Annotated in this window: 21 protein-coding genes; 8 read left to right on the forward strand and 13 right to left on the reverse strand. The window is 62.3% G+C overall.

Translation table 11 applies throughout. The annotated features are described in order from the left end of the window. The first annotated feature begins 81 nt into the window (after nt 1-81). Together dnaJ and radC are read left to right on the forward strand one after the other, a co-directional pair. Entirely contained in the window at nt 82-1230 is a 1149-nt protein-coding gene (dnaJ, locus tag ACGYK4_RS07155) for a molecular chaperone DnaJ (protein WP_394455807.1), read from the forward strand. A 108-nt stretch (nt 1231-1338) separates the two neighbouring features. Further along, nucleotides 1339-2100, forward strand: coding sequence for a DNA repair protein RadC (radC, locus tag ACGYK4_RS07160; protein ID WP_394455809.1), 762 nt, complete (start codon nt 1339-1341; stop codon nt 2098-2100). A 10-nt stretch (nt 2101-2110) separates the two neighbouring features. On the opposite strand, the gene ACGYK4_RS07165 is transcribed toward radC, so the two are convergent. From ACGYK4_RS07165 to secA, 3 genes are all read right to left on the reverse strand, one after another. Continuing rightward, nucleotides 2111-3670 carry a phosphate ABC transporter substrate-binding/OmpA family protein gene (locus ACGYK4_RS07165; protein ID WP_394455810.1) on the reverse strand — a complete coding sequence of 520 codons (1560 nt, stop codon included), beginning with the start codon at nt 3668-3670 and terminating at the stop codon, nt 2111-2113. 19 nt (nt 3671-3689) lie between these two features. Then, nucleotides 3690-4661 carry a hypothetical protein gene (locus ACGYK4_RS07170; RefSeq protein ID WP_394455812.1) on the reverse strand — a complete coding sequence of 324 codons (972 nt, stop codon included), beginning with the start codon at nt 4659-4661 and terminating at the stop codon, nt 3690-3692. A 102-nt stretch (nt 4662-4763) separates the two neighbouring features. Further along, nucleotides 4764-7466 carry a preprotein translocase subunit SecA gene (gene secA, locus ACGYK4_RS07175; protein WP_394455813.1) on the reverse strand — a complete coding sequence of 901 codons (2703 nt, stop codon included), beginning with the start codon at nt 7464-7466 and terminating at the stop codon, nt 4764-4766. A gap of 173 nt (nt 7467-7639) precedes the next feature. Between secA and ACGYK4_RS07180 the strand changes: the two genes are divergently transcribed. From ACGYK4_RS07180 to ACGYK4_RS07200, 5 genes are all read left to right on the forward strand, one after another. Next, nucleotides 7640-8488, forward strand: coding sequence for a peptidylprolyl isomerase (locus ACGYK4_RS07180; RefSeq protein WP_394430281.1), 849 nt, complete (start codon nt 7640-7642; stop codon nt 8486-8488). A gap of 3 nt (nt 8489-8491) precedes the next feature. Next, the gene (argJ, locus tag ACGYK4_RS07185; protein ID WP_394455815.1) at nt 8492-9718 is read left to right on the forward strand and encodes a bifunctional glutamate N-acetyltransferase/amino-acid acetyltransferase ArgJ; all 1227 of its coding nucleotides are present in this window, start codon (nt 8492-8494) and stop codon (nt 9716-9718) included. A gap of 4 nt (nt 9719-9722) precedes the next feature. Next, nucleotides 9723-10121: an 8-oxo-dGTP diphosphatase MutT gene (gene mutT, locus ACGYK4_RS07190; RefSeq protein ID WP_067264286.1), complete on the forward strand. Its 399-nt coding sequence runs from the start codon at nt 9723-9725 to the stop codon at nt 10119-10121. Nucleotides 10122-10441: 320 nt separating this feature from the next. After that, nucleotides 10442-11359, forward strand: coding sequence for a diacylglycerol/lipid kinase family protein (locus ACGYK4_RS07195; protein ID WP_394455817.1), 918 nt, complete (start codon nt 10442-10444; stop codon nt 11357-11359). Continuing rightward, complete coding sequence (locus ACGYK4_RS07200; RefSeq protein WP_394455818.1) at nt 11356-12162, forward strand: metallophosphoesterase family protein; 807 nt, start codon at nt 11356-11358, stop codon at nt 12160-12162. Before ACGYK4_RS07195 ends, ACGYK4_RS07200 begins: the two co-directional genes overlap by 4 nt. A gap of 9 nt (nt 12163-12171) precedes the next feature. On the opposite strand, the gene infB is transcribed toward ACGYK4_RS07200, so the two are convergent. From infB to pip, 6 genes are all read right to left on the reverse strand, one after another. Beyond that, a complete protein-coding gene (infB, locus tag ACGYK4_RS07205) occupies nt 12172-14640 on the reverse strand; it encodes a translation initiation factor IF-2 (RefSeq protein WP_271692644.1) in 2469 nt (822 codons plus the stop codon). Nucleotides 14641-14649: 9 nt separating this feature from the next. Then, complete coding sequence (locus ACGYK4_RS07210) at nt 14650-15270, reverse strand: RNA-binding protein (protein WP_271688604.1); 621 nt, start codon at nt 15268-15270, stop codon at nt 14650-14652. 20 nt (nt 15271-15290) lie between these two features. After that, nucleotides 15291-16919: a transcription termination factor NusA gene (gene nusA, locus ACGYK4_RS07215; protein ID WP_067265353.1), complete on the reverse strand. Its 1629-nt coding sequence runs from the start codon at nt 16917-16919 to the stop codon at nt 15291-15293. Next, nucleotides 16919-17497, reverse strand: coding sequence for a ribosome maturation factor RimP (rimP, locus tag ACGYK4_RS07220; RefSeq protein WP_067265355.1), 579 nt, complete (start codon nt 17495-17497; stop codon nt 16919-16921). The genes nusA and rimP overlap by 1 nt, the downstream gene beginning before the upstream one ends. A gap of 136 nt (nt 17498-17633) precedes the next feature. Continuing rightward, nucleotides 17634-18497, reverse strand: coding sequence for an ABC transporter substrate-binding protein (locus tag ACGYK4_RS07225; protein ID WP_394455820.1), 864 nt, complete (start codon nt 18495-18497; stop codon nt 17634-17636). Further along, complete coding sequence (gene pip / locus ACGYK4_RS07230) at nt 18494-19465, reverse strand: prolyl aminopeptidase (RefSeq protein ID WP_394455822.1); 972 nt, start codon at nt 19463-19465, stop codon at nt 18494-18496. Before pip ends, ACGYK4_RS07225 begins: the two co-directional genes overlap by 4 nt. Before the next feature lie 48 nt (nt 19466-19513). Between pip and ubiG the strand changes: the two genes are divergently transcribed. Beyond that, nucleotides 19514-20284 carry a bifunctional 2-polyprenyl-6-hydroxyphenol methylase/3-demethylubiquinol 3-O-methyltransferase UbiG gene (ubiG, locus tag ACGYK4_RS07235; protein WP_394455823.1) on the forward strand — a complete coding sequence of 257 codons (771 nt, stop codon included), beginning with the start codon at nt 19514-19516 and terminating at the stop codon, nt 20282-20284. Here the strand turns inward: ubiG and ACGYK4_RS07240 are convergent. The 4 genes from ACGYK4_RS07240 to ACGYK4_RS07255 are packed head-to-tail and all read right to left on the reverse strand — an operon-like array spanning nt 20259 to nt 22567. Next, on the reverse strand, nt 20259-20699 hold the full coding sequence (locus ACGYK4_RS07240) for a MarR family winged helix-turn-helix transcriptional regulator (RefSeq protein ID WP_067265366.1): 441 nt from the start codon (nt 20697-20699) through the stop codon (nt 20259-20261). The genes ubiG and ACGYK4_RS07240 overlap by 26 nt on opposite strands. 11 nt (nt 20700-20710) lie before the next feature. Continuing rightward, nucleotides 20711-21541, reverse strand: coding sequence for a carbon-nitrogen hydrolase family protein (locus ACGYK4_RS07245; protein ID WP_394455824.1), 831 nt, complete (start codon nt 21539-21541; stop codon nt 20711-20713). Next, the gene (grxC, locus tag ACGYK4_RS07250) at nt 21538-21798 is read right to left on the reverse strand and encodes a glutaredoxin 3 (RefSeq protein ID WP_067265371.1); all 261 of its coding nucleotides are present in this window, start codon (nt 21796-21798) and stop codon (nt 21538-21540) included. Before grxC ends, ACGYK4_RS07245 begins: the two co-directional genes overlap by 4 nt. Before the next feature lie 37 nt (nt 21799-21835). Continuing rightward, a complete protein-coding gene (locus ACGYK4_RS07255) occupies nt 21836-22567 on the reverse strand; it encodes a ComF family protein (RefSeq protein ID WP_394455826.1) in 732 nt (243 codons plus the stop codon). Between the last annotated feature and the right edge of the window lie 12 nt (nt 22568-22579).

Here is a 22579-nt window from a genome sequence, read left to right on the forward strand (position 1 = left end):
CGTGTGAAACGGAACCTGTGAAAGGGCCGGTCCGTCAGACGGGCCGGCCTATCACGTTCCAGCGCAGGAGCATGATAACCCATGGCAAAACGTGACTACTACGAGGTGCTTGGCGTTGCCAAAGGGGCCTCTGCCGACGAGATCAAGAAAGCCTATCGCCGCAAGGTGAAGGACCTCCACCCCGACCGCAACAAAGACAACCCCCAAGCCGAAGCCCAGTTCAAGGAAGTGGGCGAGGCTTATGACGTGCTCAAAGACGGTGACAAGAAAGCCGCCTATGATCGCTATGGCCACGCCGCCTTTGAAGGTGGCATGGGCGGCGGGCGTGCCGGCGGCGGCATGGGCGGCGGTCAGGGCGATTTCTCTTCGGCCTTTTCCGACGTCTTCGACGATCTCTTCGGCGACTTCATGGGCCAACGTGGCGGTGGCGGCGGACGCCGTGCCGCACGCGGGGCTGATTTGCGCTACAACCTGCGCATCTCGCTCGAAGATGCCTTTTCCGGCATGCAAAAGTCGATCACCGTCCCGGCCTCCGTCCAATGTGACGCCTGTGACGGCAGCGGTGCCGAAGGCGGCGCGGAACCTTCGACCTGCCCTACCTGTTCGGGCATGGGCAAGGTGCGCGCGCAGCAAGGTTTCTTTACCGTCGAGCGGACCTGCCCGACCTGTTCCGGCATGGGGCAGATCGTCAAGAACCCTTGCAAGAAATGCCGCGGCGCGGGCCGGGTTGAGAAAGAGCGCACGCTCTCGGTCAACATCCCCGCAGGCGTCGAGACCGGCACCCGCATCCGTCTCGCTGGCGAAGGCGAAGCGGGCATGCGCGGCGGGCCCTCGGGTGATCTCTACATCTTTATCGAGGTGGCCGATCACGAGTTGTTCGAACGCGACGGGCCGAACCTCTTCTGCCGTGTTCCGGTGTCGATGAGCACTGCCGCTCTGGGTGGCAATATCGAAGTGCCCACCATCGACGGGGGCCGTGGCCGCGTGCAGATCCCCGCGGGCAGCCAATCGGGCCGCCAGATGCGTCTGCGCGGCAAAGGCATGCCGCCGTTGCGTGGCGGTGGCGTGGGTGACATGATCATCGAACTGGCGGTCGAGACCCCGGTGAACCTGACCAATAGGCAGAAAGAACTGCTGCGGGAGTTCGAGGGCGAGGCCCAGAACAACAACCCCGAGAGCAGCAACTTCTTCTCTTCCGTCAAATCCTTCTGGGATTCGATGAAGGGTTAACCATTGGGGGGAGCCGTGGATGCGGCTCCCTTTTTTCGGCAGCGTGGTGAACGAAGTTTTAACCGTCCGTTAACCGAATAATAACCACTTTGGCGCGACACTCCGGGCATGACCCGTGCCCCGAGAACCTTGGCTGATCAGCCCCTCCCCTATCTGCTGGACGAAGCGCACAGCCCGCCGTCCAATACGGGCAAGCAACCTTCTTATATCGCGGATCACCGCCAACGCCTGCGCAGCCGTTTTATCGATGGCGGCGCGGCCGCCATGCCGGACTACGAGATGTTGGAACTTGTCCTCTTCCGTGCCATCCCGCGCCGGGATGTGAAACCGCTGGCCCGCGAACTGCTCGACCGGTTCGGCGATTTCAATCGCGTCATCACCGCCCCCGCCGCCCGGCTGCGCGATGTCAAAGGGGTCGGGGAGGCGGTGATTGTGGAGCTTAAGATCATTGAGGCCGCGGCACAGCGGCTGGCCCGGGCGAAGGTGCTGCAAAGGCATATCGTCTCTTCATGGGATGCGCTGCTGGACTATTGCCACACCACCATGGCCCATCTGGAGATGGAGCAGTTTCGAGTCCTCTACCTCGACCGGAAAAACATCCTCATCGCCGATGAAGAACAAGCGAAAGGCACGGTGGACCATGTGCCGGTCTACCCGCGCGAGGTTGCCAAACGTGCGCTTGAGTTGAACGCCAGCGCGATCATCCTCGTGCATAATCACCCCTCGGGCGACCCCAGCCCGTCACGGTCCGACATTGATATGACCCAACAGGTCGCCGCCGCCTGTGACGCCTTGGGGCTGACCCTGCATGACCACCTGATCATCGGAAAATCGCGCGAGCTCAGCTTTCGCAGTGAGGGGCATCTATAGTGGGGTGCGGTTAGCGCACCCAAACCTCGACTCGCCGGTTTGCTTGACGGCCCCATTCGCTGTCGTCACAGGCAATCGGCATCGCCTCCCCAAAGGCATCGACCCGCAGATCAATGCGCGACAGATTGGCGGTGACCGCAGCCGCGCTGACCGCGCGCTGCACCGCTTCGGCCCGGCGCAAGGCGATTTCGCGGTTGGCCCGCGCGGCCCCCTCGCCATCGCTGAAGCCCACGAACATCAATCGCCGCGCATCATACTGCCCCTGTTCCAAGGCCCGCGCCAATTGCTGCACGTTGGACCGCGACTGCGCATCAAGCCGGATCGACCCCGCCTCGAAGCGGAAAGAGGTGGTGAGCCGCGCCATCGGCACCAGCGTCGCCGTCATGCGCTGCAACTCCTCTAGCGGGGTTTCGACCCCCGCCGTGATGATTGCATTGGCAAAGCGGTTGCCCTGTTCCTCAACCGGGATTTCCTCGGGCGTTTGATCTACGAAACCGGCCCGGCGGATCACGATCTGGGCCGAAGGGCCGCGGGTGAAGGCCAGAAACTCGCGCGTGATCAACGGCAAGCGCCGGGCGGGGAAATAGAGGAACATCGGCGCGGTCAGCGGGTAGTCTTCGGTTTTGATCGTGCGCCGTGCGGCATCCAGCGCAAAACCGCAGTTGCCGCCAAGGGTCAGCACCTCGGTCTCACCCTGTTCGGCATAGCTGGTGATGCCAAGGGCAAAAACATCCCGCGCGACCGCTTCAGCCAGCGCATCGGGCATGGCATGGCGGGTGACATCGGCGCTCAGTTCCAGCCCGGCGGGGGTGAGCACCTGATCCACGATGGCTTGGCTCAACCCGCTGTCGGCGGTGGGCAGATGCAACTCAATCGGTGCGTCCGGCCCGCCGAGGCGCTGCCAATTCTTGATCTCGCCCGAGAACACCCGCGCCAAGGTCAGCGGCGAGATTTGTTTGACCGGATTGGACGGGGCGACCACGGGCACCACCGCATCAAGCGCCAGAACCCGGCTGCGATTGGCACCGGTCAGATCGCCCAAGCCTGCCTCGCGGGCATTGATCCGCTCTTCGCGGCGCACCTCGCGCAGGGCCATGACGACATCGGCCTCATCCGCCAGCAGATCGGCAAAGCCTTCGTTGGTATTGCTCGCCCGGAAATCGAACCGCGCGGCAAGCTTGCCGTCATCCTCACGCGAGAGCAGCAGCGCGAAGCGCCCGCTGTCCCCCTCTTCGCGGCTGACGGTATAGCCTTGGCGCGCGGCGAAGGCCTCGATCAGCGCGGGCATCAGCACCGCTCCCATGGTAGCGGAGCCCGAGAAGCGCACCTCGGCCACGAAATCTGCAAGGTTGGGGCAGCCCGGACCGGCGCAAGAGACACCGCTGCTGTCGACGGTCAACTCGCCATAGTCCGTCTCGACGCGGTAGAATTCGCCGTCGAACCCCAGCAGGGTGCCGCTGAGTTCGACGCTGCCATCGCGCGAGGTCAGTGCGATGTCCTGCGCCGCGGTTGCGCCCGCCGTAAAAAGCAAAAGTGCGGCGCTGATCGCCGCACGTTTCAACCCGTTCATCTAGACCTACCCGGTTGCGTCAGTTCTGCGCGACTTTCAGGTCTTGGAGCAAATTATTCAACACCAGAAAGTTGCCGACCGCGTCACAGTCCGGCACGGCGAGGGTCAGGTTCTGGGTTTTCACCGGATCATCGCCGCGCAGCTCCAGCGCCTGTGCTTCGATCTCAAGCCCGCAGTTCGCCTCGCTCACCTCAGCCTCCACGCTGAGCGCAACATCGCCCTCCTGCGCCGCTTTGGCGACCGGGAAGCTATAGACTTCGGCCATCAGCGGCTCAGAAGCCTCAATGTCGCCATTGCGGGTCATGAAGCCCCCTTCGCCCAGTACGGCGGCAGTCATATCGCGCGGCGCACCGGACCAGACGTGGCCCGCCTCACCGTAATCCGCGCCAAACTCGCGGGCGTGCAGCTCGAACCCCGCCGTGCCTTTCCATTGCAGCACGACGCGGTTGAAGTCAGAGAGTTCAGGGACCGAAGTCTGCGCCACCGCGCCATCACCGTTGCCGAAAGCGAGGATGAAAACAGCCTCTTCCGCCAAGGCCGGGACGGTGACGGACAACTGCCCTTGGTCATCGGTCACTTCGGTAAAGATCATCCCGTTGTGGTGCACGGTCAGCCGCTCATTTGGCAGGCAGGCGGCATCGAGGGTGAGTTTCACCATCGCGGCGGCGACGGCATCCGCTTCGGCAATGATATCGCAGGTCGCGGGGATCGCGGCGCCGTGGCTTTCCGGGGCGGGCGGCAGGCTTTGAGGCGCTGCGGCCTTAACCACGCGGTCATCCAGCGTTGGCAGCGCAATGGGACTGTCGAGCGCGGCAGAGGTCAGGGTGATGCCTTCAACTTCAAGCAACGCGCCATTGTCGGCCACCGGGCGCTGCGCCTCAGCCGCGCCATAGCGTTGCTGCGCGGTGTCGGAGCTTTGCATGACATAGCCAATGCCCACAGCACAGGCCAGAGTGCCGACAGCTGTCAGAATTTCTTTCGTGCGCCACATGACAAGTCTCCTTCAACGGATTCGTTAGAGACTTTATGGGCGCGGATCAGGGCCGGGGTATGGCCCTGATCCGCCAAGTTATGGGCGAAAAGGTGACGCCGCTCAGGTGATCTGACCGTGGCAGTGTTTGAACTTCTTGCCAGAACCGCAGGGGCAGGGATCGTTCCGGCCCGGGTTGCCCCATGTGGACGGATCGTTCTCGTCAAAGCCGGGGGCTGCGGCCTCGGCCTGTTCAGAGGCCTCATCCGCCGCTTCGCTCGCCGCAGCCTGCATGGCAGCCTGACGGGCGGCCATTTCCTGCATCATCTCGCGACGCTGCTCTTCGCTCATCGGCTGAATCTGGCCCAGCTTCTGGGTCACGTCCTGCCGCAGACTGTCGAGCATCGTCTCGAACAATTGGAAGGCTTCGTTCTTATACTCGTTCAGCGGGTCGCGCTGCGCGTAGCTGCGGAAGCCCACGACCGAGCGCAGATGTTCAAGCGTCAGCAGGTGATCGCGCCATTTGGTGTCGATGGCCTGCAACAACAACTGTTTCTCGATGTTGCGCATGTTCTCTTCGCCAAAGGCCTCGGCCTTCTTGGCCATTAGCTCATCCGTGGCTTTCATTAGACGTTCGCGGATCACCTCATCATCCACGCCATCCTCTTCGCACCATGCAATGATCGGCACGTCGACGTTCAACTGTTCGATCACCGCGGCATAGAAACCTTGGGTGTCCCACTGATCGGCATAAGTCTTGGGCGGCATATAGGTGTCGATCAGATCGTCGATCACCTGCTCGCGCATGTCGGTAACGATCTCATTGAGGTTGTCCGCCTCCATGATCTCGCGGCGCTGGCCAAAGATCACCTTGCGCTGCTCGTTCATCACGTCGTCGAACTTCAACAGCTGCTTGCGGATGTCGAAGTTGCGGCCCTCAACCTTGGCCTGCGCACGCTCCAGCGATTTGTTGACCCATGGGTGCACGATGGCTTCACCATCTTTCAGGCCCAACGTCGTCAGCACTTTCTCAAGCCGTTCCGAACCGAAAATGCGCATCAGGTCATCTTCGAGCGACAGGAAGAACGAGGTGCGGCCCGGGTCACCCTGACGGCCCGAACGGCCCCGCAACTGGTTGTCGATGCGGCGGCTCTCGTGACGCTCAGAGGCCAGAACGTAGAGACCACCGGCCTCCAGCACCTTCTGCTTCTCTTCGGCGTGCTGCGCTTCGATCTGGGCGCGGATGTTGGCCGGGTCGGCCTCAGGATCGGCATCCAGCGCGTCGAGCACTTTCAATTCGACGTTGCCGCCCAACTGAATATCGGTGCCGCGGCCCGCCATGTTGGTGGCGATGGTCACCGCGCCCAGCTTGCCCGCTTCGGCGATGATCTGCGCCTCTTGCTCGTGCTGGCGGGCGTTGAGCACATTGTGCTCGATCCCGGCGGCGGTCAGCATGGCGCTGAGCTGTTCGGACTTTTCGATTGAGGTGGTGCCGACAAGGCAGGGCTGCCCCTTGGCGTGGGCCTCTTTGACCCGTTCGATCATCGCCTCGTATTTCTCACGCGCGGTGCGGTAGACGGCGTCGTCTTCGTCCACACGGGCGATTGGCACATTGGTCGGCACTTCGACCACGCCGAGGCCGTAGATCTCGGCAAATTCTTCGGCTTCGGTCAGGGCCGTGCCGGTCATGCCGCCCAGTTTGTCGTATAGGCGGAAGTAGTTCTGGAAAGTGACGCTTGCGAGGGTCACGTTCTCGGGCTGGATGTCGACGCCTTCCTTGGCTTCGATCGCTTGGTGCAGACCGTCCGACAGGCGGCGGCCCGGCATCATGCGGCCGGTGAATTCGTCGATCAACGTCACCGCGCCATCGCGCACGATGTAGTCCTTGTCGCGCTGGAACAGCTTGTGCGCCCGCAGACCTTGGTTGACGTGGTGCACGATGGTCGTGCTTTCGGGATCGTAAAGGGTCATCCCCTCTTCGATCAATTCCCGCGCGCGCAACTGCTCTTCGAGGAACTCATTGCCCTCGTCGGTGAAGGTGACGTTGCGGGTCTTCTCGTCCAGCTCGTAATGCTCATCGGTGAGCGAGGGGATCAGCGCGTCGATGATCTGATACATCTCGGAACGGTCCTGCGACGGGCCGGAGATGATCAGCGGCGTCCGCGCTTCGTCGATCAGGATACTGTCGACCTCGTCCACGATGGCAAAGTTATGCCCGCGTTGCAGCATGTCCGACAGGTTCGACTTCATATTGTCGCGCAGGTAGTCGAAGCCCAACTCGTTGTTGGTGGCATAGGTGATGTCGCAGGCGTAGGCCGCGCGTTTCTGGTCCTCGGGCATGCCAGAATAGGCGACACCCGTGGTCAGGCCCAATGCGCCGAAAACCTTGCCCATCCATTCGGCGTCGCGTTTGGCGAGGTATTCGTTCACGGTCACCACATGCACGCCCTTATGCGTAAGCCCGTTGAGATAGGCCGCGAAGGTCGCGGTCAGGGTCTTGCCCTCACCGGTCTTCTGCTCGGCGATATTGCCCTGATGCAGGAAGATGCCACCCAGAAGCTGCGTGTCGAAGGCGCGCAGGCCGAGGGTGCGGCGGGCGGCTTCGCGGCAGTTGGCAAAGGCTTCGGGCAGCAGATCGTCAAGGCTTTCGCCCCCGTCGGCCCGTTTGGCCAATTCCGCGGTGCGCGCTTTGATCTCGTGGTCGCTTAGCTTTTCAAACTCGGGCTCCAGCGCATTGATCCGTGCCACAAGCGGCCGGGTCGCCTTGATCTTCCGGTCGTTTGGCGTGCCAAAGACCTTTTTGGCGATTGTTCCGATACCCAGCATGTAATCTCCCGCCGAAGTTATGATGTCTTGCGCCGATCTGGTTGCCGAGCGCCATGGCAGCCCATAGATAGTGGATGAGCCCGCGCCTCTCAGCGCCATAAGGCGATGTAAGGGGCGTGCCATACACTGTCAATGTAGCACCCTTGCTACGAAGGAAGCGATTGGACCCAACCATGCAAAAACCCCTCACTTTTCTGTCGTCTTTGGCGCTTGCCGCCGCTGTGGCGCTGCCTGTGGCCGCCCAGGACGAACCGGGTCTCGACACGGTTGTTGCCACCGTCAACGACACTGAAATCACGCTCGGGCATATGATCGTCGCCCGCGCGAGCCTGCCCCAGCAGTACCAACAACTGCCCGAGGACGTGCTGTTCAAAGGTCTGCTGGACCAGCTTGTGCAACAGACGGCCCTCGCCGACAGCTTTACCGGCGAATTGCCGCCGCGCGTGACCCTGTCTCTCGAGAATGAGACCCGCTCGCTCACCGCCGGTGAGGCGATCGAAGGCGTCATGGCTGAGCCGGTCAGCGACGAAGAATTGCAAGCGGCCTATGACGCGCAGTACAGCGACGCAGAGCCTGAGCCCGAGTTCAACGCCTCGCATATCCTTGTCGAAACCAAGGAAGAAGCCGACGCGATCAAAGCAGAACTCGACGGCGGCGCGGATTTTGCCGAGCTTGCCAAAGAGAAATCGACCGGCCCCTCCGGCCCCGGTGGCGGTTCCTTGGGTTGGTTCGGCCCCGGCATGATGGTGCCCGCCTTTGAAGAGGCTGTGACCGGCATGGAAGCTGGCAGCGTGTCGGAACCGGTGGAAACCCAGTTCGGCTGGCATGTCATCAAACTGAACGAGACACGCACCGCCGAAGCCCCCGCACTGGAAGACGTGCGCGAAGAGCTGGAAACCCAAATCCGCCAGACCAACGTGCAAGAGGCCATCGAAAGCCTGACCGACTCCGCCGAGGTTGACCGCAGCGCGGCCGAAGGCATCGACCCTTCCGTTCTCAACAACATCGAATGGCTGAACTAACTCATGGCTAAATCCCTGGCTGTCTCGCCGCTCGCCCCGGCCCGTTTTCCCGACCTGCCGGTTATCGACGGCGTGACTTTCGCCACCATCGCCGCTGGCGTGCGCTATCAAGGGCGCACCGATGTGATGTTGGCGAAGCTGGCACCCGGCAGTGCTGTGGCGGGGGCGTTCACGCGCTCTGCCACCCGCGCGGCCCCGGTGCTGGACTGCCAGGCAAAGATCGGCGGCGCCTCTGACGAGGGCGCCGCCATCGTCGTGAACTCCGGCAACGCCAACGCCTTTACCGGGCGCGGCGGCACCGACGCGGTCGAAGCGATCACCGCCGCCGCTGCCGAGGCCTGCGGCGTGCCGCAGGCGCGGGTCTTCACCTCCTCCACCGGTGTCATCGGCGACCCCCTACCGCATGAACGCATCACCGCCGTGCTGGGTGATCTGCACGACCAGCTTGACCCCGCGGGCATCGAGGACGCGGCGCGCGCCATCATGACGACGGACACTTTCCCCAAAGGGGCCAGCGCCAAGGTTGAGATCGGGGGCAAAACCGTCTCTATCGCGGGGATCGCCAAAGGATCGGGCATGATCGCGCCCGATATGGCCACTATGCTGGTCTATATCTTTACCGATGCGGTGCTGGCGACGGACGAGCTGCAACAGCGCCTTTCAACCCATACCGAAACAACGTTCAACTGCATCACCGTCGACAGTGATACCTCCACCTCCGACGCGCTGATCATGGCCGCAACAGGCGCCTCCGGTGTCGACGTATCGGGCAATGAAGCCTTTGACGCGGCGCTGCGGGTCGTGATGATGGACCTCGCACATCAGGTCGTCAAAGACGGCGAAGGCGCGCAGAAATTCGTCGAGGTGGCCGTGACCGGTGCCTCCAACGATGACGAGGCCAAGATCCACGCCATGGCCATCGCCAACTCCCCCCTGATCAAAACCGCAATCGCGGGCGAAGACCCCAACTGGGGCCGCGTCGTCATGGCCATCGGGAAATCCGGGGCCGCGGCGGACCGTGATCGTCTGTCGATCCGTTTCGGCGATATCGAAGTCGCGCGCGACGGATGGCGCAGCCCAGACTACTCCGAAGAGGATGCCGCCGCGCATATGAAGGGTCAGAACATCACCATCGGCGTCGATCTGGGCCTTGGCGAGGGGCAGTGCACGGTTTGGACCTGTGACCTGACCCACGGCTATATCGACATCAACGCCGATTACCGGTCCTGACCAGATGAAGACAGTGCTGGTTTCCGCCGCGGCCTTGATCGACATCGATGGCCGCGTGCTTTTGACCCAACGCCCCGAAGGCAAGCCGATGGCGGGCCTTTGGGAGTTTCCGGGCGGCAAGATCGAACCCGGAGAGACGCCAGAAGCGGCGCTGATCCGCGAGTTGCATGAGGAACTGGGGATCGAGACATGGGAATCCTGTCTTGCCCCGCTGACCTTTGCCAGCCACAGCTACAGTGATTTCCACCTTCTGATGCCGCTGTTCGCCTGTCGCAAATGGGGCGGCACTCCAGTTTCGCGCGAGGGGCAGACCCTGAAATGGGTGCGCCCAAACGAAATGCGCGCCTATCCGATGCCCGAGGCAGACGTGCCGCTTATATCAATATTGCGTGATTGGCTCTAGCGTAGAGTGGCAGAATTGCACTAGTGATCGCCAATCGCTCGGCATGTTGCGGATTTTTTAACCGAATGCGCACCATCCTGAGGCAGAGTTGTAACATCTGTATGAAAGGGTGCCGACATGTTGAGAACCATCGCAATCGGAAGTTCCATTTACGTTCAGGGTATCTTTGTAAAAATGTTGGCGGGCGGTCGCATGGCCGTTCAGGTCGACGGGAAGATTTTCGAAGGCAAGCCTGTCTGAAAAATCCCATCGGAACGCCTATTGAGGTGAACAAATAGGCGTTCCACCGCGTTTTCCCCGAGCATTTGGCAGGGGAACTTATGTCATCGAAGCGCGCTATCGTTATTCTGAATCGCGGTTCAGGCCGTCAAGACGGTGACCAAGCCGAAAACACGATCCGCTCCGCCTTTGCGCGGCATGGGATCACGGCGGAATTCATTCACATCGACAAACGCAACGACCCTGCCAGCGCCGCGCGGGAGGCGCTGTCTAGCGGCGAGGGGATCATTGCCGTCGCGGGTGGGGATGGCACAATCTCGGGCGTATCCTCGGCCATGGTTGACCACGACCGTCCGCTCGGCATCATCCCGCAGGGCACCTTCAACTATTTCGCGCGGTCGATGGGCATTCCAGAGAACCTTGAAGAGGCGGTCGACGTCATCGCCGCTGGTGACAGCCGCCCGGTGCATGTGGCGACGATCAATGGTGAGACCTTCTTGAACAACGCCAGCATCGGGGCCTATCCCGCTATCCTCAAAACGCGCGAAGGCATCTACCGCCGTTGGGGACGCAGCCGGATCGCCGCCTATTGGTCGGTGATCAAAGCCTTGATGGATTTCCGCACCTCGCTCAAACTGACCATCGTGGTCGACGGGAAAGAGAGCCAGTTGCGCACCCCGCTCGTTTTCGCAGTGAACAACGCCTTTCAGCTAGATCAAATGGGGCTTGATGGGCAGGACTGCATCGCGCGCGGTGATATGGTGCTGCTGGTCGCCCCTGATACCTATCGTTTCGGCCTGCTGCGCCATGCGGTGGCGCTGGCGACAGGCCGCGCGAAACACCACACGGACTATGAAATGCTCTGCGGGTCCGAGATCGAGATACGCATGAAGCAGCGCAAACGCTATGTCGCGCGGGACGGAGAGATTGCGGTGATGCGCGGCCCGTATCGGCTCACCCGTGCCAGTTCGCCCATCCATATCTTTGTGCCCTCCACGACTGGAAAGGCCGTGCGATGAGCCGTTTGATTCACCTATCCGACCTGCACTTCGGCAAGGACCGCCCCGACCTTTTGGTGCCGCTCCTAGAGGCGGTGAATGGCTATGACCCCGATCTGGTGATCATCTCGGGCGACCTGACCCAACGGGCGCGGGAAAAGGAATATCGCGCCGCGCGGGCCTTTATCGACAGGATCAACGCACCGGTGCTGAGCGTGCCGGGCAATCACGATATTCCGCTGCACCGCCCCTTTACCCGGTTTTTCGCCCCGTGGCGCTATTACCGGCGTTGGATCGATCACGACCTTACGCCGGTGCATGAGGGGGCGGATTTTGTCGCCGTGGGGATCAACACCGTCGACCGGTTCAAATGGCAGACCGGCAAACTGGGCCTGCGCCGTTTGGGCCGCGCCTGCCGCGCCTTGTCGCGCGGGGGGGAAAAGACCCTGCGCATCGCGGTTTGCCACCATCCGCTGGATCACCCCAACGAGACCCACAAGAAACCCATCCCCGGCGCGAAACGCGCGCTGAGGCGGCTCTTGGACTGCGGGGCCGACCTGATCCTCTCGGGTCATCTGCACATCTGGCACGCGGGCACCTTTGCCCATCCCGCGCCGGAGCGTGACGGTCATCTGGCGATCCAACTGCACGCGGGAACCAGCCTGTCTTCGCGCCAGCGGGGGGAGCCCAATGACTTCAACCTGATCGATATCTCGCCCCTGCACGTCAATCTGGCGCGGATCAGTTTCGATAACAGTAAGAAGGCCTTCACAAAAGCAGAGGCCCGGCAATTCGACCGGGCCTCTGGGGAATTCATCTTGTAAGCACTCGGCTTAGGCCAAGGTGCGGGTCACTTCTTCGCGCTCGAAAATCTCGATCACATCGCCGGGGCGGATGTCTTCGTAGTTCTCGAATGCCATGCCGCATTCCTGACCGGACTGAACCTCGGGCACTTCGTCTTTGAAGCGCTTAAGCGTTTTCAGCGTGCCTTCGTGGATCACGACGTTGTCGCGCAACAAACGCACACCGGCGCTGCGGCGGGCGACGCCTTCGGTGACCAGACAGCCTGCGACTTTGCCCACACCGGTGACCTTGAAGACTTCTTTGATATTGGCGTAGCCAATGAAGTTCTCTTTGATCTCGGCGCTCAGCAAACCGCTTGCGGCCGCTTTCACGTCATCCACAAGGTCATAGATGACCGAGTAGTAGCGGATTTCGACACCCTTCTGGTTCGCCGTGTTCCGGGCCGAGGCATTGGCACGCACGTTGAAACCCATGATCGGCGCGCCGGAGGCTTCGGCAAGGCCGACATCCGTCTCGGTGATCGCGCCCACACCGGAGTGCAGAACCCGAACGCGGACTTCGTCGTTGCCGATTTTCTCCATCGCCTGAACGATCGCTTCGGCAGAACCTTGCACGTCGGCTTTGACGAGGATCGGCAACTCGCTGACGTTCTCGTCCGCCTTGGCGTTGGCCATCAGCTGTTCCAGCGTCGTGGCGGCACCGGCAGCGGCGCGCTTATCCTTAGCGGCCTGCGCACGATACTCGGCAATCTCACGGGCCTGCGCTTCGGTCTCGGTCACGTTCAGCACGTCCCCGGCCTCGGGCGTGCCGTTGATGCCCAGCACCTCGACAGGCACCGAAGGCCCGGCTTCTTTGACGCGCTCGCCTTGGTCGTTGATCAGCGCACGGACCTTACCGTATTGCTCACCCACGACGAAGATATCGCCCTGACGCAGCGTGCCGTTCTGAACCAGCACAGTCGCGACGGGGCCGCGGCCCACGTCAAGCTGCGCTTCGATCACCGCACCCACGGCGGCCCGGTTCGGGTTCGCCTTCAGTTCGAGGATTTCCGACTGCAGCGCGATGGCTTCGAGCAGATCGTCCAGACCTTGGCCTGTCGCTGCCGAAACTTCGACGTCTTGCACATCGCCCGACATCTTCTCGACGATGACTTCGTGCTGAAGCAGATCGGTACGAACCTTGTCGGCATTGGCGGCGGGTTTGTCGATCTTGTTGATCGCCACGATCATCGGCACCTTGGCCGCTTTTGCGTGGGCAATCGCTTCGATCGTCTGCGGCATCACGGCGTCATCCGCCGCGACCACCAGAACCACGATATCCGTGACCTGAGCCCCGCGCGAGCGCATGGAGGTGAAGGCCGCGTGGCCGGGCGTGTCGAGGAAGGACAGCACGGTGCCGTTGTCGGTTTTCACCTGATAGGCACCGATGTGCTGGGTGATGCCACCGGCTTCGCCGGCCACGACCTTGGCGTTGCGGATCGCGTCCAGAAGCGAGGTTTTGCCGTGGTCGACGTGGCCCATGATCGTGATGACCGGGGGACGCGATTGCAGATCCTTCGGATCGTCCTCGACCTCTTTGATGACATCTTCGACATCGGCGTCGGAAACGCGCACCACTTTGTGGCCGAATTCCTCAATGATCAGCTCGGCTGTATCGGCGTCGATGGTTTCGTTCTGGGTCACCATCAGGCCGTTTTGCATCAGCGCCTTGACCACCGCGCCGGTCTTCTCGGCCATACGGTTGGCGAGTTCAGAGACCACGATGGCGGGCGGCAGTTGCACGTCGCGCACGATCTTTTCACGCTCGACCTGACCACCCATCGCTTTTTGACGCGCACGTTCTTGCTTGCGCTTCATCTGCGCCATGGAACGCTGACGACCACCTTCGCCACCGGCAAGCGCCTGATTGACGGTCAGCTTGCCCGCGCGGCGGCTGTCGCCACCCTTGCTGCGCTTCTTGCTGTCGTCGCGGTCACGGTCCGTGGTTTTGCGCGGTGTAGCGGCGGGCGCAGGTTTGTTGCCCGGCTCGCGTGCAGCGGCAGGTTCCGGCGCGGGGGCAGCAGCAGCTGCTTCGGCCTCTGCCTTGCGGCGCGCGTCTTCTTCGGCCTTGGCCTTGAGGCTTTCTTCGCGCTCACGCTCTTCGCGTTCCTTGGCCTCAATCTCGGCCCGGCGGCGCTCACGCTCTTCGGCGCGGGCTTTTTCCTCGGCTTCACGCTGCGCGGCTTCCTCGGCCTCACGGGCCTTGGCGGCCTGAACGGCCTTCAGACGGCGCTCCATCTCGGCATCGGTGATGCCTGCGGGGCGCTTCTTGGGATCGCCAATCGGCCCGGCGCCCGGACCTGTTGATTTCTGGCCACCCGGTTTGGGCACCACAACACGCTTGCGCTTGGTTTCGACCACAACGTTTTTGGTACGCCCGTGGCTAAAGCTTTGCTTTACGTTCCCCGGACGTGCGCCACCGCGCAGACCCAATGTTTTCTTGCCGTCACTATCGCTCATGAAGCTCGTCTATCCTTTCGGATGGCCGTTGCCACCCTCGTTTACGCGCACGCCTTTAAGTCTACCGGCTTCCTCTACAACACGTTGCGTGAGTCCACCAGAGGCGAGCGCCCCATGTATCACAGTTTGGCGACCGAATGCCAAACCCAATTCATCGGCTGTCAACCAACCGATGTAATGACCATAGTGTGGGGTGCTCAGCTTGGACTTGCCGCGCCCTGACCCATCTACGGCCTGTATCAATACTTCGGCCTCTTCGGTTTGCAACCAACCCTTGACCTTTTCGTAACCGGCGACCGCCTTGCCCGCCTTGCGCTGGAGCGAGATCAACTCGACCACCCGGCGCGCCAACTGCTGCTCGACTTCGTCGACCAGCCCGTCGGGCAGGGTGACCGGCTGTTTCGCCGAGCGGGAAAAAGCCTTTTTCTTGATGGCCAATTCCAGCGCCGCACGATCCGCCGCGACATAGATGCCCCGGCCCGGCAGTTTACCCAGAATATCCGGGTAAACCTGATTGTCCGGGCCGACCACGAAACGGATCAACCCATGTTTCGGCTGCACCTCGCCCGTGGCGATGCACTTGCGTTCCGCACCGTCCGAGCGGTCATTCGAGGCGCCACCGCGTCCCATGTGCAACCCCCGAGGCCCGCTTAGGCCTCGGCCTCCTCGGCGGTTTCGCCGTCTGTTTCTACGTCGTCTTCTTCCGCATCGTCCTCAAGCTCGGTCGGGTCGACCCAGCCCAGCATGACGCGGGCGGTCATGATCATGGCCTGCGCATCTTCGAGGCTGACATCGAAGGGCTCAAGCGCGCCGTCGTCTTTGACACGCTCGCCGTTGACCGTGGTCCAGCCGCCAGCCAGTTCCCAATCGGCACAGGTGGCGAAATCTTCCAGCGTTTTGACGTCGTCCTTGGCCAGCGCTTCTATCATTTGGGGGGTCAGCCCCTCAAATTCAACCAGGCTGTCTTCGACACCCAATGCGCGGGCGTTATCGAGCGCCGCTTTGTTCTGCGCTTCGAGCACATCGCGGGCACGGGCCTGCAACTCACCCGCCGTGTCTTCGTCCACACCGTCGATGACCAGCAGCTCGTCGACTTCGACATAGGCCACTTCTTCGAGGTTGGTGAAACCTTCGGAGACAAGAAGCTGGGCAAAGAATTCGTCGAGATCGAGGTTGTCCATGAACAGCTTGGTGCGCAGTTCGAACTCGGCCTGACGGCGCTGGCTTTCCTGCTCTTCGGTCATGATGTCGATGTCGAGACCGGTCAACTGGCTAGCAAGACGCACGTTCTGACCACGACGACCAATGGCGAGCGACAGTTGCTCTTCGGGCACGACCACTTCGATCTTGCCGGCTTCTTCGTCCAGAACCACTTTCGACACTTCCGCAGGCTGCAGCGCGTTCACAAGGAAGGTGGGCTGGTCTTCGTTCCACGGGATAATGTCGATCTTCTCGCCCTGAAGCTCGTTCACAACGGCCTGCACGCGCGAACCACGCATACCAACACAAGCACCGACGGGGTCGATGGAGCCGTCATGCGAGATCACGGCGATCTTGGCACGCGAACCGGGGTCGCGGGCAACCGCTTTGATCTCGATGATGCCGTCGTAGATTTCGGGCACTTCCATCTTGAACAACTCGGCCATGAATTCAGGCGCGGTGCGGCTCAGGAAAATCTGCGGGCCGCGCTGCTCGCGGCGCACGTCTTTGATGTAGACGCGGATGCGGTCGTTCGGGCGATAGCTTTCGCGGCCAATCTTCTCGTTCCGGCGCAGGATCGCTTCGCCCGCGCCCACGTCGACGATGACGTTGCCATATTCCTCGCGCTTGACCAGACCGTTGATGATGGTCCCGGCGCGGTCTTTGAATTCTTCGTACTGGCGGTCACGCTCAGCTTCGCGGACCTTTTGCAAGATCACCTGCTTGGCCGACTGCGCCGCGATCCGGCCCATTTCAACCGGAGGCACTTCCTCGACGAAAGTGTCGCCAACCTTGGGGTCGGCCATGTACTGCTTGGCCTGCTCTACGGTGAACTCGGCCTGATAGTTCTCAAGCTCATCATCCTCGACCACGGTGCGGACGCGGGTGAAGGTGGCCTTGCCGGTCTTGCGGTCGATGTCGACCCGGATGTCCATCTCGGCGCCATAGCGGGACTTGGCGGCACGGGCGAGGGATTCCTCCATCGCTTCGACGACCAGACCGGGGTCGATCATCTTCTCGCGCGCCACCGCCTCGGCGGTTTGCAACAGCTCAAGCTGGTTTGCAGATGTAATGGCCATTAGGTGTCTCCCTCAGCAGACTCTTCAGTCTCGATATCATCAAAATCGGTTTCGTCGATCGCACCAGACGCTTTGCGCTGGCGGAGCATTTCCTTGATCAGGTCGTCAGTCAGCACCAGCTTGGCATCGCTGAGCCAGTCGAACTGCAATCCGATGGTGCCTTCTTCGACATTGATCAGCACTTCGCCACCCTCGACGCCAGCCAGCTCACCCTTAAAGCGGCGGCGGCCGTCGATCAGCTCGGTGGTTTCGATCTTGGCCTCATAGCCTTCGAAAGCATCGAAATCTTTAAGCCGCGTCAGCGGTCGGTCGATGCCGGGGCTCGACACTTCAAGCGAATACTCATCCAAGATCGGATCTTCGACATCCAGCACGGCGCCGATGGCCTGCGAGATCTTGGCGCATTCATCCACTTCGATCCCGCCCTCGGGCCGGTCGGCCATGACTTGCAGGGTGGTGGACTTGCCCGACATCAGGCGCACGCGCACCAGTTCAAAGCCCATATCCTCGATCACCGGGGTGATGATCTCGGCCAGGCGGCGGTCGATGGCGGCTTTGGCGATCAGGTCATTCGACATGAGACATCCATTTTCACTGGGCACAAAAAAACGGGCGCGCGGCCCGTTCACGAATTCGGTGGAGCCTTCGGTGTGGACCCGAAAGCGCCGCTGTTGAAGGGGATATAGGCCGAATGCGGCGAAACTGCAACCCCTCTCAGCCGAACCACCACCGCTCGGGCGCGCGCAGGTTGTCCATCGGCGCTTGGCGTCCGGGGTTCGGCGGCTGGCGCAGATCGTCCGACAATGCGCTGACCCCGCCTGCGCTATCAGCCTGAAGGGTCACATCCCCCCGGTCGCGGTAACGGGGCCGCGCGGGTAAATCCGCTGCATCAACAAGCCCTTCGCTCAGCGCCTGCGCCCGCACCTCACGGGCGGGGAGCGACACCAGTTCGACCGTATCGAACCACCCGGCGGTGCCGTCCTTGTAATGCATCTCTACCCGTTCGGCCAAAACCTGACGTCCAGCGGAAAAGCGCCGCAGACGGTAAAGGCCGGTGCCAATCCCGGCCTCGGGCGCATGTGCGGGGCGGATCACATAGCGCGATTGCGCCAGCAAGAGCGGCAGGTCAGGATTCGCCGCCGCCAATGTGACCTGCACTTGCAGATCGTCCTGAACGGCGACCTCGGCCCCGGCCAGAAGACCGCGCAGACTGGCGACCACATCGCGGGCGGTCAGGGGGCTGCCGTCGTGAAAACGCACATCGGGGCGCAGATCGAACTGCCACTGCCGGGCGCCATCGCTGGCCTGCCAACCGGTCGCCAACTCACCCTTGAGGATGCCATTGCCGGTGACTTCGGTCAGCGTGTCAAAGATCATCCCCTGCCGCGCGACCTGCATGAAGAGCCCATCGCCATGGACCCAAGTATCCTCTCGCGTGGCACCTGAAAGCGCCAGCCGCAGACGGCCCCCGCGCCGGGGCGGCTCCCCCGCGCTAGCACCTGTCGCGGCCAGCAGGGCCGCCGCCGCACCGGTGGTGAAAAGCGCCCGGCGATCCAGCAGAGAGTTGCGCCCACTCATCGCTGTCCGATCCTATCCATCGTGCGCACCAATTCGGCACTGATCCCCGGCTCCGACAAGGCGTGGCCCGCATCCCGGATCATCCGCAGGTCGGCATTGGGCCAACGTTCGGCCAGCGCATAGGCGCCCGCAGGCGGGCAGATCATGTCATAGCGCCCCTGCACGATGACCCCCGGGATATGCGCGATCCGCCCCATATGTTCGAGGATCTGACCGTCGAACTCCAAAAAACCATTGTTGGTAAAATAATGGTTCTCCAACCGCGAAAAGGCCCGCGCATAGGCCGATGGCCCGCCATGCGACACCCCATCGGAATGCACCGAGGCCAGCGCGTTCTCCCAAGCCGCCCATGCGCGGCCATAGTCCTGCTCGACCCGCAGATCGCCCGAGAACAGCCGCCGGTGATAGGCCGCAATCAGATCGTCCCGCTCATCTTCGGGGATCAGGTTCACGAAACGCGCCCACAGTTCGGGCCAGAACCGCCCGGCCCCGCCGCCGTAGAACCAATCAAGCTCGGCCTGCGTCATCAGAAAGACGCCGCGCAGGATCAGATGGCGCACCGCTTCTGGGTGTGCTTGGGCATAGATCAGCGAAAGCGTCGCGCCCCAAGAGCCGCCGAAAACCATCCATTTGTCGATGCCAAGCGTGGTGCGAATCAGCTCGATATCCGCGACCAGATGCCATGTCGTGTTGTCAGTGACCGAGGCATGCGGGGTGGACCGCCCGCAGCCGCGCTGATCGAACAGCACCACGCGGTAAACCTTAGGGTCGAAATACCGCCGCATCGCCGGGCTGCAACCGCCGCCGGGGCCGCCGTGGAGCACCACGACAGGGATGCCCTCGGGGTTGCCGCATTGCTCGACATAGACCTGATGCCCCTGCCCTACGGACAACATCCGCTGGTCGAAAGGCTCAACCGGCGGATAAAGATGCGGCGCGCCGCGTTTTTGGTCGGGATACTTATCCATTGCCGCCCTATATAGTCATTGAACCCAAAAGAGCACAGGGAGATCAGAATGCAAGCGGATCAATCAACCATCGACCCCGCCGAGATCGCCAAATTCGAAGCCATGGCCGCCGAATGGTGGGATCTGAACGGCAAGTTCAAGCCGCTGCACATGCTGAACCCCTGCCGGTTGGACTATATCACCAGCCAGATCGCGGGGGAGTTCGACCGCGACCTGACGGCCCCTGCCCCCTTCGCGGGGCTGCGGATCCTCGACATCGGCTGCGGCGGCGGGTTGCTGTCCGAACCGATGGCGCGGCTCGGGGCCGATGTGGTGGGCGCGGATGCGGCGGCGGGCAACATCCCCGTGGCGCAGATCCACGCGCAGCAATCGGGGCTAGAGATCGACTACCGCCACACCACCGCCGAAGACATGGCCGAGGCTGGTGAGAAATTCGATGTGGTGCTGAACATGGAGGTGGTCGAACATGTCGCCTCTCCCATCGACTATCTGATCGCCTGCCGCCGCCTGCTGAAACCCGGCGGGCTGCACATCTGTTCGACCCTGAACCGCAATCCAAAGTCCTTTATGATGGCGATTGTCGGGGCCGAGCATGTGATGCGCTGGCTGCCCAAGGGCACCCATGACTGGAACAAGTTCATCACCCCAGATGAGCTTTTCGACCTGCTGAGCCGCGCGGGGCTTGAGCCTGTGGACCGCAAAGGTTTCGTCTTTAACCCCGTCGCATGGTCGTGGCGGCTTTCGGATCGGGATTTAAGCGTGAACTACGTCACCGCCAGCCTTAATCCGGGCCTCAACCCTGGCTCAACTGACGTCTGAGCGCGCGCAGGATCGGGAGCGTGGCGCGGACCTGTTCTTCGCCAAGCTCCCCCACCACGTTCGAGATCATCGGCGTGATCGCATTCACCGCCGCATCCCGCGCCTGCCGCCCGGCGGGGCTGATCGCGACCATCTTGCGCCGCGCGTCGTCCCAATCGGGGCGGATATGAACGTAACCGGCCCATTCGAGCTTGCTCAATGTGTTCGTCATCGCCCCGCGCGTGACGTTGAAGGTCTCGGCCAGTTGCGCGGGCGAGCGTTCGCCGCCGTGCCATGAAAGCGAGTTCAGCACCGAGAAATGCGAGATCTCCATCCCCCGCGGCAACACCCGTGTCAGGCGACTGCGCACCGATTGGTCGGCGGCCAGCAATTCTCCGAACAACATGATCGCAAGGGTGTTTTTATCGTCGGTCATTTTCGGTCCGGTCAGGGCGCGGCAAAGGGGCGGCGGTTGGCAAGGCTGGGCACTTTGGCGCGGGCCTTGTCACATTCTTCCATGTCCATGTCACAAAAGTAAACGCCGGGGGCTGTCCCGGCATCCAACACCACCTCCCCCCAGGGGGCCACGACCAGAGAATGCCCATAGGTGTCGCGGGTCTTATGCGCGGCGCTGGCATGGGTGCCGGTTTGCGCCGGTGCCAGCACATAGCAGCCATTCTCGATCGCCCGCGCCCGCAGCAGACTGTGCCAATGCGCGGCCCCGGTGACCGGAGAGAAGGCCGCAGGCATGGTCAGGATACGCGCGCCCGCCTCGGCCAACGCCTGATAGAGCGCCGGAAAACGCATGTCATAGCAGATCGACATGCCGATCTTGCCAAAAGGCGTCTCGGCCACCACGGCTTTGTCGCCGGGGCGGTAGCCTGCGGACTCGCGGTAGCTTTCAGTCTCATTGATATCCACATCGAACATATGGATCTTGTCGTAACGCGCCACGATCTCGCCCTGCGGAGAGATCACGAAAGACCGGTTGGCAAAGCGCCCGTCGCCGCCGCGCGTTTTCAAACCAAGCGACCCAATCAGCAGCCAGATGCCCGCCTTTGCCGCCTCTTCGCGCAGAGCGGCAAGGGTGACATCGTCTTCCTCATAGGCCAGCACGGCCTGCTGGTGGCTGCGGCTGGTGCTGACGCAATTCGTCACCTCGGGGGTCAGGACAAACTCGGCCCCGCCCGCCACCGCCTCGCCCAGCAGGGCGCGGGTCTCGATCAGATTGGCGGCGGTGTCATCCGAGACGTTGAGTTGCAGCAGCGCGATTTTCATCTGTCGCTCAGCAATGCATCCAACTTGCCGGCACGGTCCAGCGCATAAAGCTCATCGCATCCACCGACATGCACATCGCCGATGAAAATCTGCGGCACGGTGCGGGCACCGCCGGCGCGCTGGATCATCTCTTTCTTGCGCTCTGGCTCCGACAGCACATCGACTTCGTCAAAGGCTGCGCCCTTCTGGGTGAGCAGACGTTTGGCGGAATGGCAAAAACCGCAGAGCGGCGACGTGTAGATTTCGACAGGTTGCATAGGATCACCCTTTGAACAGTTAACGTTGCACAGTGATCTAGGTCTCTTTGGCCACGCGCGCCAGTGCCAGCACGAAAACGGGGCCGGACCCGGCGGCCAGACAAGCCTGCGTGCAGGCGGTCAATGTGGCGCCGGAGGTAAAGACATCGTCCACCAAGATCACCGGTCGCGTTATGATACGGTGCCGCCGCCGAGGATGCACGCGGATCGCCTGTTCCAACACGCGATACCGGGCTGCACGGCCCAAACCCTCCAACGAGGGCGTATGCCGGACCCGCTGCAACAGATCGGGGCACCAGCGGAGCCCGGTTTCCGCCGACAGCGCCTTGGCCAGCAGAGCCGATTGATTGTACCGCCGTTTTAGCAAGCGCAGCCAATGCAGCGGCACCGGCGCGATCAGCGCCTCTTGCGGCAGGATGCCTTGGGCCGCCTGCGCCATCCAGCGGGCCGCGGGGCGGGCGATCTCTTGCCGGTCGCTATGTTTCAGCGCCAGAACCAGCCTTCGCCCCATATCGCGGTAGATGAGCGCCGTGCGCCCCTGCGCCCAAGGCCGCGGCGTAGCAAGACAGGCATCACAATGGGGTGAACTCACATCCCCGCCGCCGGGCAGGGGCACGCCGCAGGCATCGCAGACCGTTCCCCCGATGAAGGCCGTATCGCGCCAGCAGGCGCCGCACAGGCCGAAATCCGCATCGACAAGCCCCCCGCAGCCCAGACAACGCGGCGGGTAGATAAGCGACACTGCTGTTTGAAGTCCCCGTGGCGGCATTCTATGTGTTCC

The sequence above is a fragment of the Sulfitobacter sp. 1A13368 genome, assembly GCF_043557275.1.
Classification (GTDB): Bacteria; Pseudomonadota; Alphaproteobacteria; order Rhodobacterales; family Rhodobacteraceae; genus Sulfitobacter; species Sulfitobacter faviae.

What these genes read in the sequence shown, in the direction of transcription:
- argJ (WP_394455815.1), top strand. Translation starts at nt 8,492, where the DNA reads ATGGCTAAATCCCTGGCTGTCTCGCCGCTCGCCCCGGCCCGTTTTCCC.
- rimP (WP_067265355.1), bottom strand. Translation starts at nt 17,497, where the DNA reads ATGTCGAATGACCTGATCGCCAAAGCCGCCATCGACCGCCGCCTGGCC.
- ubiG (WP_394455823.1), top strand. Translation starts at nt 19,514, where the DNA reads ATGCAAGCGGATCAATCAACCATCGACCCCGCCGAGATCGCCAAATTC.
- ACGYK4_RS07245 (WP_394455824.1), bottom strand. Translation starts at nt 21,541, where the DNA reads ATGAAAATCGCGCTGCTGCAACTCAACGTCTCGGATGACACCGCCGCC.
- dnaJ (WP_394455807.1), top strand. Translation starts at nt 82, where the DNA reads ATGGCAAAACGTGACTACTACGAGGTGCTTGGCGTTGCCAAAGGGGCC.
- secA (WP_394455813.1), bottom strand. Translation starts at nt 7,466, where the DNA reads ATGCTGGGTATCGGAACAATCGCCAAAAAGGTCTTTGGCACGCCAAAC.
- infB (WP_271692644.1), bottom strand. Translation starts at nt 14,640, where the DNA reads ATGAGCGATAGTGACGGCAAGAAAACATTGGGTCTGCGCGGTGGCGCA.
- ACGYK4_RS07195 (WP_394455817.1), top strand. Translation starts at nt 10,442, where the DNA reads ATGTCATCGAAGCGCGCTATCGTTATTCTGAATCGCGGTTCAGGCCGT.
- ACGYK4_RS07240 (WP_067265366.1), bottom strand. Translation starts at nt 20,699, where the DNA reads ATGACCGACGATAAAAACACCCTTGCGATCATGTTGTTCGGAGAATTG.
- ACGYK4_RS07170 (WP_394455812.1), bottom strand. Translation starts at nt 4,661, where the DNA reads ATGTGGCGCACGAAAGAAATTCTGACAGCTGTCGGCACTCTGGCCTGT.
- pip (WP_394455822.1), bottom strand. Translation starts at nt 19,465, where the DNA reads ATGGATAAGTATCCCGACCAAAAACGCGGCGCGCCGCATCTTTATCCG.
- ACGYK4_RS07180 (WP_394430281.1), top strand. Translation starts at nt 7,640, where the DNA reads ATGCAAAAACCCCTCACTTTTCTGTCGTCTTTGGCGCTTGCCGCCGCT.
- ACGYK4_RS07255 (WP_394455826.1), bottom strand. Translation starts at nt 22,567, where the DNA reads ATGCCGCCACGGGGACTTCAAACAGCAGTGTCGCTTATCTACCCGCCG.
- ACGYK4_RS07165 (WP_394455810.1), bottom strand. Translation starts at nt 3,670, where the DNA reads ATGAACGGGTTGAAACGTGCGGCGATCAGCGCCGCACTTTTGCTTTTT.
- ACGYK4_RS07200 (WP_394455818.1), top strand. Translation starts at nt 11,356, where the DNA reads ATGAGCCGTTTGATTCACCTATCCGACCTGCACTTCGGCAAGGACCGC.
- nusA (WP_067265353.1), bottom strand. Translation starts at nt 16,919, where the DNA reads ATGGCCATTACATCTGCAAACCAGCTTGAGCTGTTGCAAACCGCCGAG.
- grxC (WP_067265371.1), bottom strand. Translation starts at nt 21,798, where the DNA reads ATGCAACCTGTCGAAATCTACACGTCGCCGCTCTGCGGTTTTTGCCAT.
- mutT (WP_067264286.1), top strand. Translation starts at nt 9,723, where the DNA reads ATGAAGACAGTGCTGGTTTCCGCCGCGGCCTTGATCGACATCGATGGC.
- radC (WP_394455809.1), top strand. Translation starts at nt 1,339, where the DNA reads ATGACCCGTGCCCCGAGAACCTTGGCTGATCAGCCCCTCCCCTATCTG.
- ACGYK4_RS07225 (WP_394455820.1), bottom strand. Translation starts at nt 18,497, where the DNA reads ATGAGTGGGCGCAACTCTCTGCTGGATCGCCGGGCGCTTTTCACCACC.
- ACGYK4_RS07210 (WP_271688604.1), bottom strand. Translation starts at nt 15,270, where the DNA reads ATGGGACGCGGTGGCGCCTCGAATGACCGCTCGGACGGTGCGGAACGC.